Source organism: Leisingera sp. ANG-Vp (assembly GCF_000813725.1).
Lineage (GTDB): Bacteria > Pseudomonadota > Alphaproteobacteria > Rhodobacterales > Rhodobacteraceae > Leisingera.
In genome coordinates this window covers 1-9097 of record NZ_JWLD01000111.1, presented here as the reverse complement: position 1 = coordinate 9097, position 9097 = coordinate 1, and the positions used below count along the sequence as shown (strand labels likewise).

The window sequence follows — 9097 nt, the reverse complement described above, 5'->3', positions numbered from 1 at the left end:
CGCCGTTTTTTTTGCGTCTGAGATGTGTTTTTCTACGGCGTTGTGGGCGGCTTTTGGGTTTGCTGAAGTGATGGCTTTGCAGATTTTCTGCATGTGCATCGGGCCTGGTGTCTGACGGTCTGTTGCGGCGAGGGTTACGGCGCGCAGGCGGCTGATGCGGGCGTTGAGCCGCTGGGCGATCTCCCAGGCGACAGTGTGGCCTGCGCCCTCGAAGATCAGGCGGTAGAATTCGGTTGCGGCGGCCAGCATCGGGGCCGGGCGGCCTGCTGCTGCGGCGGCCTGCAGCTCTTGCAGGGCGGCCTGCAGGGCGGCGGCGAGCTCGGGCGTCATGTTGCGGGCGCACCCTGCGGCGGCGGCGGTCTCGAGCATCTGGCGGATATCGTAGATCTGGCGGGCGTCGTCCCAGCTGAGCCGGGCCACGATCGGGCCTTTGCCGGGCAGGATCTCGACCAGGCCCTCGGCCTCGAGATAGCGGATGGTCTCGCGCACCACGGTGCGGCTGACGCCGAGCTGGTCGCACAAGGGGCGCTCGACCAGCCGTTCGCCGGGGGCGAACTGGCCTGCGATGATCGCCTCGCGCATGCGCTCCTGGACGATGTCGCGCAGGGTCTGCGGCGGCTGCTCGATTTTGCGCATCACAGGCTGGCTTTGGGGGCGTGTCATGGGATCCGGGATAGCAGCCGGTGGGGGGCGGAACAAGGGATCATTGACATATTGTCTTATGGTATACCATATGATGGCTAACGATGGAATCACAGGAAAGACCCAGCCATGCCCGCTGAAATCCGCAAGACGCTGCTGCATGTTGAAGAGACCCTGATCGAGGGCGGCAAGGCGGCCGCGCAGCCCTTGAAGATGATTGCTGCGGTGGCGGTGATCAAAAACCCCTGGGCGGGGCAGGGGTTTGTCGAGGATCTGCGGCCTGCGATCCACGACTGCGCGCCGGGTCTGGGCGAAAAGCTGACGGCGATGGTGCTGGAGGCCGCGGGCGGCGGCGACAAGGTCGAGGGTTATGGCAAATCGGCGATCGTGGGGGTGAACGGCGAGGTCGAGCATGCCTCGGCGCTGATTCACACGCTGCGCTTCGGCAACCACTTCCGCGAGGCGGTGGGGGCGAAATCTTATCTCGCCTTCACCAACACCCGCGGGCCGGCCAATGCTTCGCTGCAGATCCCGCTGATGGACAAGAACGACGGCGGGCGGCGCAGCCACTACCTGACCATCCAGCTGTCGGTGGCGGATGCGCCGGGCCCGGACGAGATCGTGATTGCGCTTGGCGCTTCGATCGGCGGGCGGCCGCATCACCGCATCGGCGACCGCTATCAGGACCTGAAGGAACTGGGTCATGACGCCGACAACCCTGCTGCGGTCTGAGGCTTACGGCCCGGTCACCGGCCTGCGGGCGGGGTCCGGCGCGCCGCTGGTGCTGATCCACGGGGTCGGCATGCAGGCGGCGGCCTGGGGGCCGCAGATCGGGGCCTTTGCCCGGACCCATGAGGTGATTGCGCTGGACATGCCGGGCCATGGCGGCAGCGCGCCGCTGCCGGGCACGCCGGAGCTGCCAGACTATGTGGCCTGGCTGCACGGGGTGCTGCAGGCGCTGGGGCTGGGGGCGGTCTCTGTGGCGGGCCATTCGATGGGGGCGCTGATTGCCGGCGGCTATGCGGTCTGCCATCCCGGGAATACGGCCCGGGCGGCGCTCTTGAACGGGGTGTTCCGCCGGAGCGCGGCGGCGCGGGCGGCGGTTGAGGCGCGTGCGGATGAGATCCGCGCGGGCAGCTTTGACCTGGAGACGCCGCTGACCCGCTGGTTCGGCGAAAGTGCTGCGGACCAGGCGGCGCGGGCGCAGGTGGCGGCGTGGCTCTCGGGTGTGAACCTGGACGGCTACGCGGCGGCCTACAGCGCCTTTGCCCGCGGCGACAGCACTTATGCGGATGGGTTCGGCGGCATTGCCTGCCCGCTTTTGGCGCTGACCGGCGACGGCGATCCGAACTCGACGCCGGAAATGGCTGAGGCCATGGCGGCGGCGGCGCCGCGGGGCCGTGCCATTGTCATCGAAGGCCACCGGCATATGGTCAATCTGACCGCCCCTGAGGCGGTCAACGCAGCGCTGCAGGACTGGCTGGCAGCGCCAGTGGAAGGGGAGACGCCATGAGCGACATGGACCCGCGCGCCCTGCGCAACGCCTTTGGCACCTTCATGACCGGCGTCACCGTGGTGACGGCGCAGGATCCGGAAGGCAGCCCGATCGGCTTCACCGCCAACTCCTTTACCTCCGTCTCGCTGGACCCGCCCCTGGTGCTGGTCTGCCTGGCCAATTCCTCCAGCAACTACGATGCGTTTGCGCAGGCGGCGGGTTTTGCCGTCAATGTGCTGGCGGAGGACCAGAAGGATGTCTCCAACACTTTTGCCCGGCCCGTCGAAGACCGTTTTGCCGCCGTCAGCTGGCAGCCGGGCCCGGCAGGCAGCCCGGTGCTGGCGGGCGTCTCGGCCTGGTTCGACTGCACCATGCACAACCGGGTGGAGGCGGGCGACCACCTGATCCTGATCGGCCGGGTGGAGGCGTTTGAAACTTCGCCCGCGCCGGGGCTGGGCTATGCCCGCGGCGCCTATGTGACACCTGCGGCCGAGGCCGAGGCGCTGAGCCAGAGCGCGAAGCTGATTGTCTCGGCGCTGATTGAACACGAGGGCAGGGTGCTCTTGGTGGGCAACGGTCAGGGCAAGCTGACGCTGCCGGAGATCCGGGTCGGCAAGGAGGGCGCCTCGGCGGCGCTGGCCAGGCTGATTGCGGACAGCGGCGTCGAAGCCGAGGCGGGGTTCATTTACTCCGTCTATGAAGATGAAGCGCGCGAACATCAGCACATCTCGTTTTTGTGCCAATCCGCCGGGGGCACGCCGGCGCAAGGCGCCTTCACCGAGCTCACCCAGACCACATTGATGGACATCGGCGACGCCGCCATGTGCACCATGCTGGAGCGGTTTGCCAGTGAGGCCCGGATCGGCAACTTCGGGGTGTATTATGGAAACCAGACCCGCGGAGAGGTGCGCCCTGTTGGCGCCGGGGGCGGGGCAGGGAGCGAGGCCTGATGAAATTTTCCCTTTTTGCGCATATGGAGCGGATCTCCGAAGGCGAGGACCAGAAGCAGCTTTATGACGAGTTCATCGCGCTGTGCAAAATCGCTGATGACGGCGGCATGCATGCGGTCTGGACCGGCGAGCATCACGGCATGAACTTCACCATCGCGCCGAACCCGCTGTTGAACCTGGTGGATGTGGCGCGGCATACCAAAAACGTGCGCCTGGGCACCGGCACGGTGATTGCGCCGTTCTGGCATCCGGTCCGGCTGGCGGGCGAGGCGGCGATGGCCGATATCATCACCGAGGGCCGCCTGGATCTGGGCATTGCCCGCGGCGCCTATTCCTTTGAATACGAGCGGATGATGCCGGGCATGGACGCCTGGGAGGCAGGCCAGCGCATGCGCGAGCTGATCCCGGCGGTGAAAGCCCTGTGGCAGGGCGATTACGCGCAGGAAGGCGAATTCCACTCCTTCCCCAAGACCACCTCGTCGCCGAAACCGCTGCAGCAGGACGGCCCGCCGATCTGGGTGGCGGCGCGCGATCCCAACAGCCATGAATTTGCCGTGGCCAATGGCTGCAACGTGCAGGTGACGCCGCTGTGGCAGGGCGACGGCGAGATCGAGGAGCTGATGGGCAAGTTCAACGCGGCCTGCGCAAAGCACAGCGAAGTGCCGCGGCCCAGGATCATGCTGCTGCAGCACACCTATGTGGCGGACAGCGCGGAGGATGTGAAACAGGCGGCGGTGGAGCTCAACCGCTTCTACTGCTACTTCGGCGCCTGGTTCATGAACAAGCGCGATGTCACGCAAGGCCTGATCGAGCCGCTCTCGGACGAGGAGATCTCCGCGCATCCCTTCTACAGCCCCGAGGCAATGGAGCGCGACCTGGTGATCGGCGAGCCCGCGGCGGTGATCGAACGGCTGAAGAAATACGAGGCGCTGGGGTATGACGAGTATTCCTTCTGGATCGACTCGAGCATGCCGTTTGCGCGCAAGAAGGCCTCCCTGGAGCGCTTCATCACTGAAGTCATGCCGGCCTTCCAGTAAAGCGGCCTTCCAATAAGGAGATCCTGGGATGCAGTCTTTCCAGCAGTATATCGGCGGTGCGTTTGAGGACGCAGGCGCAACCTTCGAAAGCCTCGATCCGGCCACCGGCGCGGCCTGGGCGCGGATGCCTGCGGCCTCGGCTGCGGATGCGGACCGGGCGGTGCGGGCGGCGCAAAGCGCCTTCTTCTCGCCCGAATGGGCGGGGATGACGGCAACCCAGCGCGGCAAGCTCCTGATGCGGCTGGCGGATCTGGTGGCGGAACATGCGCCGCGGCTGGCAGAGCTGGAGACCCGCGACACCGGCAAGATCATCCGCGAGACCTCGGCGCAGATCGCCTATGTGGCGGAATACTACCGCTATTACGCAGGCCTTGCCGATAAGATCGAAGGCGCGCATCTGCCGATCGACAAGCCGGACATGGAGGTCTGGCTGCGCCGCGAGCCGGTGGGGGTGGTGGCCGCCGTGGTGCCCTGGAACTCGCAGCTGTTCCTCTCGGCGGTGAAAATCGGCCCGGCGCTGGCGGCGGGCTGCACCGTGGTGCTGAAAGCCTCCGAGGACGCCCCGGCGCCGATGCTGGAATTTGCCCGGATCTTTGATCAGGCGGGCTTCCCGGCAGGCGTTTTGAATGTGATCACCGGCGGCCCCGAGGCGGGGGCGGCGCTGACCAGCCACCCGGGCGTTGCCCATGTCGCCTTCACCGGCGGCCCGGAGACCGCGCGCCATATCGTGCGCAACTCGGCCGAAAACCTGGCCTCCACCTCGCTGGAGCTGGGCGGCAAATCGCCCTTCATCGTGTTTGACGACGCCGATCTGGACAGTGCCGTGAACGCGCAAGTGTCGGGCATCTTTGCCGCAACGGGGCAAAGCTGCGTTGCAGGCTCCCGCCTGGTGATCCAGAAGGGGATCAAGGAGGCGTTCCTCAAGCGGCTAAAGGAAAAGGCGGAAAGCGTGGTGATCGGCGCCCCGGACGATATGGCGACCGAAGCGGGGCCGCTCTGCACCCTGAGGCAGCGGGATCACGCAGAGGCCTTGATCGCGGCCTCGCTCAAGGCGGGCGCAAAACTGATCACCGGGGGCAAGGCTCTGGAGCGCGCGGGCTTCTACTTCCCGCCCACGGTGCTCGATTGCTCGGACGCCCCGGAGGCCCCCTGCTTGCAGACAGAGTTCTTCGGACCCGTCCTGTCGGTGGTGGAGTTTGAGACCGAGGCCGAAGCGGTTGCCATCGCCAACAGCACCGCCTTCGGCCTGGCCTCGGGCCTGTTCACCCGCGACCTGACCCGCGCCCACCGCATGATCCGCGCCATCCGCGCAGGCATCGTCTGGGTCAACACCTACCGCGCCGTCAGCCCGATCGCCCCCTTCGGCGGCCACGGCCTCTCCGGACACGGCCGCGAAGGCGGCCTCCAGGCCGCCCTCGACTACACGAAAACAAAAGCCGTCTGGCTCAGAACAACAGACGAACAAATCCCAGACCCCTTCGTCATGCGCTGACCCTCCTCGCGCCGCTTCCAATGCAAGTCGCGCCCTAAGCCGTTCTGCCCTTTACCCGGCAGAACGGCTTTTCTTTTGCCTCAAGTCTCCTGCTAAACCTTTCATTTCAAATGAGGAAACCCTGCTTAGCTCTACGCGAAGCAGAGGTAAGCCATAGATTTCTTTTTCACGCCCCGGGGATGTGGAATTCCTGTTGAAGAAGACCGGCGGGGTCAGGCCGCGCCGAAGTGTCAGGAGAGGGTTTGAAATGGCGATTGAAAAGGTAGACACGCTGGTTGTTGGTGCGGGCCAGGCCGGCGTGGCCATGAGCGAGCATCTGACCAGCCAAGGCGTGCCGCATCTGGTGCTGGAGAAGAACCGGATTGCCGAAGCCTGGCGCACCGGGCGCTGGGATTCCCTGGTGGCCAACGGCCCGGCTTGGCACGACCGTTTCCCGAACCTGGAATTCACCGGCACCGATCCCGAGGCCTTTGCGGGCAAGGACCGGGTGGCGGACTACTTTGTCGAATACGCCGAGCGGTTCAATGCGCCGATCCGCACCGGCGTTGAAGTGAAAAAAGCCGAGCGTATCAACGGCACCGGCGGTTTCCGGGTCGAGACTTCGGACGGGGTGATCGAAGCGCAGCGGATCGTGGCCGCAACCGGCGCCTTCCAGCATCCGGTGATCCCGCCTGTCGTGCCGGAAGGGTCTGCGGTGAACCAGCTGCATTCCTTCCATTACCGCAATCCCGAACAGCTGCCGGAGGGCGCAGTGCTGGTTGTGGGCGCAGGTTCTTCGGGTGCGCAAATTGCCGATGAGCTGAACCGGGCGGGCCGCAAGGTCTACCTGTCGGTCGGCCCGCATGACCGGCCGCCGCGCATGTACCGCGGCCGTGATTTCGTTTGGTGGCTGGGGGTGCTGGGCCTGTGGGATCAGGCGGCGCTGGAGCCCGGCAAGGAGCATGTGACGATCTCGGTCAGCGGCGCCTATGGCGGCCAGACCATGGATTTCCGCCGTTTGGCCGGTGAGGGCGTTACCCTGCTGGGTCTGACGGAAAGCTATGACAGCGGCACCATCACGTTTGCAGGCGACTTGCAGGAAAACATTGCCAACGGCGACGCAGATTACCTGAAAATGCTGGATCTGGCAGACGAGTATGTGGCACGTACCGGCATCGATCTGCCAGAAGAGCCGCAGGCGCGGGAGGCCTTTGCCGACCCGGACAGCCTGACCAATCCGATCCGCGAACTGGATCTGGCAGCGGAAGGAATTACCACCATCCTCTGGGCCACCGGCTTCCGCCAGGACTTTGGCTGGATGAATGTCGATGCCTTTGACGGCAAGGGCCGTCCGCAGCATCAGCGCGGTGTGTCGGTGGAGCCGGGGATCTATTTCCTGGGCCTGCCCTGGCAGTCGCGCCGCGGCTCGACCTTTATCTGGGGAGTCTGGCACGACGCCAAACATGTGGCTGACCAGATTGCAATCCAGCGCCACTATGAGACCTACCGCGGTCCCGGCGAAGGCCGGATGGACGAGGCCTGAGCGTTTCCGTCCCCGCGCAGCCTGCACTGCCCCGTCCCCCTGGGGTGGGTGCAGGCCCTGTTAGTCAGAACCGAAGCAAGGCGTAGCCAGAAGGTAATTTGGCTTGGCTGAAGTTCATGAAATCTTTGGCGGTAAACGCGCCCTTTGGCCGGATTGCCGCACCGTCATGCCAGGAGGACATCATGGCCCATACCCGTATCCGCAAGTTCAACACCGGCGTCACCTATCCGGAGCAGAACCTGGACAATGACCTGTGCCAGGCGGTTGTGACCCAGGGCGGCAAGACTGTCTACCTGCGCGGCCAATGTCCGCAGAACCTGGACGACGCAGTCAATATCGACAGCCATGACCCGGTGGAGCAGACCCACAAGGTGATGCAGAACATCAAGCAGCTGATTGAAGAGGCCGGCGGCTCCATGGAGCACCTGGTGAAAGTCGTTGTCTACATCACTGACGTGCGCCACCGCGAAGCGGTCTACCGCACCATGGGCGAATACATCAAAGGCGTGCATCCGGTCTCGACCGGTCTGGTGGTGCAGGCATTGGCGCGGCCGGAGTGGCTGGTGGAGATCGACGGCACCGCCGTCATTCCGGACTGAGCACGGGAATGAGGCCCGTTTAGAAGACAAAAACGAGGGGGCTGCCTGCCCCCTCGTGCTCCCCCGGGGGTATTTTTGACCAGAAAGAAGCAGCAGGAGGCTGGCTCATGACCTTTTCGCTTGTGGCGCGGTGCGCAGAGACAGGCATGTTCGGTGTTGCGATTTCCTCTTCCTCGCCCGCGGTGGCGGCGCGCTGTTCCTTTGCGCGCGCGGGGGTCGGCGCGGTGGCGAGCCAGAATGTGACCGACCCGAGCCTGGGGCCGCTGGCGTTGGATTTGATGGAGCAAGGCATGACCGCTGCTGCAGCGGTGGCCAAGGTGCGCGAGATTGGCCGTTTCATCGAGTACCGGCAGGTGCTGGCAGTGGACAGCATTGGCGGCACTGCCATTCATTCGGGGCCGAATTCCTTGGGCATCTGGACCCAGGCGGAAGGCAAGGATGTGGCCTCGGGCGGCAATCTTTTGGCCAATGACGGGGTATGCCAGGCCATCGCGGATGGGTTTTCGGCATCATCGGGTCATCTGGGCGACCGGCTGATTGCCGCAATGCGGGCCGGGCTGGCGGCAGGCGGCGAGGCCGGGCCGGTGCATTCGGCAGGCATGAAAATCGTCGACAAGGTGAGCTGGCCGGTGGCGGATTTGCGCTGCGATTGGACTGAGGACTGTCCGATTGAGAACATCGCCGCTGCCTGGGACATCTACAAGCCGCAGCTGGACGCCTATGTCCAGCGCGCGCTCGATCCGCGCGAGGCGCCGTCTTACGGCGTGCCCGGGGACGAATAAACGCGGCGCATCAGGGAGAAAGACATGCTGGATTATACTCACGACGACTGGAAATCCCGCGCTGCGGCGCTGACGTTCCGCGGCCAGGCCTTTATCGATGGCAAGTTTGCTGGTGCGGCGTCGGGCAAGACCTTTGGAAGCGTCAACCCGGCGACGGGCGAAGTGCTGGCTCAGGTTGCCGAATGCGATGAGGAGGATGTGGACCGTGCCGTGGCCGCGGGCCGCAAGGCGTTTGAGGACGGGCGCTGGTCGCGGATGGCGCCGGGCGACCGCAAGGCTGTGATGCTGAAGCTTGCCGATCTGATCCGGGAAAACCTGGAGGAAATGGCGCTGCTGGACAGCCTCGACATGGGCAAGCTGGTGACCGATGCCGCCACCGTGGATGCCCCGGGGTCTGCGCATTTCTTCCAGTGGTACGCTGAGGCGATCGACAAGATCTATGATGAGGTGGCACCCACGGGGCCGGGTGATCTGGCACTGGTGTCCCGCGTCCCCTTGGGCGTGGTTGGGGCGGTGACGCCCTGGAACTTCCCACTGGACATGGCGACCTGGAAAGCGGCGGCAGCGCTGGCAGCGGG

The 9097-nt window shown here is 65.3% G+C and carries 10 protein-coding genes; 9 read left to right on the top strand and 1 reads right to left on the bottom strand.

The annotated features are described in order from the left end of the window. A partial coding sequence (locus RA20_RS23865; protein ID WP_039135175.1) for a GntR family transcriptional regulator occupies window positions 1-663 on the bottom strand: 663 nt, incomplete at its 3' end. 108 nt (window positions 664-771) lie between these two features. Between RA20_RS23865 and RA20_RS23860 the strand changes: the two genes are divergently transcribed. The 9 genes from RA20_RS23860 to RA20_RS23820 all read left to right on the top strand — a co-directional run. Further along, the gene (locus RA20_RS23860) at window positions 772-1374 is read left to right on the top strand and encodes an amino acid synthesis family protein (protein WP_039135169.1); all 603 of its coding nucleotides are present in this window, start codon (window positions 772-774) and stop codon (window positions 1372-1374) included. After that, a complete protein-coding gene (locus RA20_RS23855) occupies window positions 1346-2155 on the top strand; it encodes an alpha/beta fold hydrolase (protein WP_039135166.1) in 810 nt (269 codons plus the stop codon). Before RA20_RS23860 ends, RA20_RS23855 begins: the two co-directional genes overlap by 29 nt. Next, entirely contained in the window at window positions 2152-3087 is a 936-nt protein-coding gene (locus RA20_RS23850; RefSeq protein ID WP_039135163.1) for a flavin reductase, read from the top strand. Before RA20_RS23855 ends, RA20_RS23850 begins: the two co-directional genes overlap by 4 nt. After that, complete coding sequence (locus tag RA20_RS23845) at window positions 3087-4124, top strand: LLM class flavin-dependent oxidoreductase (protein ID WP_039135159.1); 1038 nt, start codon at window positions 3087-3089, stop codon at window positions 4122-4124. The genes RA20_RS23850 and RA20_RS23845 overlap by 1 nt, the downstream gene beginning before the upstream one ends. Window positions 4125-4152: 28 nt before the next feature. Beyond that, window positions 4153-5616 carry an aldehyde dehydrogenase gene (locus RA20_RS23840; RefSeq protein ID WP_039135156.1) on the top strand — a complete coding sequence of 488 codons (1464 nt, stop codon included), beginning with the start codon at window positions 4153-4155 and terminating at the stop codon, window positions 5614-5616. 247 nt (window positions 5617-5863) lie between these two features. Beyond that, the gene (locus RA20_RS23835) at window positions 5864-7138 is read left to right on the top strand and encodes a flavin-containing monooxygenase (protein ID WP_039135153.1); all 1275 of its coding nucleotides are present in this window, start codon (window positions 5864-5866) and stop codon (window positions 7136-7138) included. A 182-nt stretch (window positions 7139-7320) separates the two neighbouring features. After that, a complete protein-coding gene (locus tag RA20_RS23830) occupies window positions 7321-7737 on the top strand; it encodes a RidA family protein (RefSeq protein WP_039135172.1) in 417 nt (138 codons plus the stop codon). A gap of 107 nt (window positions 7738-7844) precedes the next feature. Beyond that, window positions 7845-8519: a DUF1028 domain-containing protein gene (locus tag RA20_RS23825; RefSeq protein WP_039135150.1), complete on the top strand. Its 675-nt coding sequence runs from the start codon at window positions 7845-7847 to the stop codon at window positions 8517-8519. A gap of 24 nt (window positions 8520-8543) precedes the next feature. Then, window positions 8544-9097, top strand: a 554-nt coding sequence (locus RA20_RS23820) for an aldehyde dehydrogenase family protein (protein ID WP_039135147.1), incomplete at its 3' end; no start/stop codon positions are given.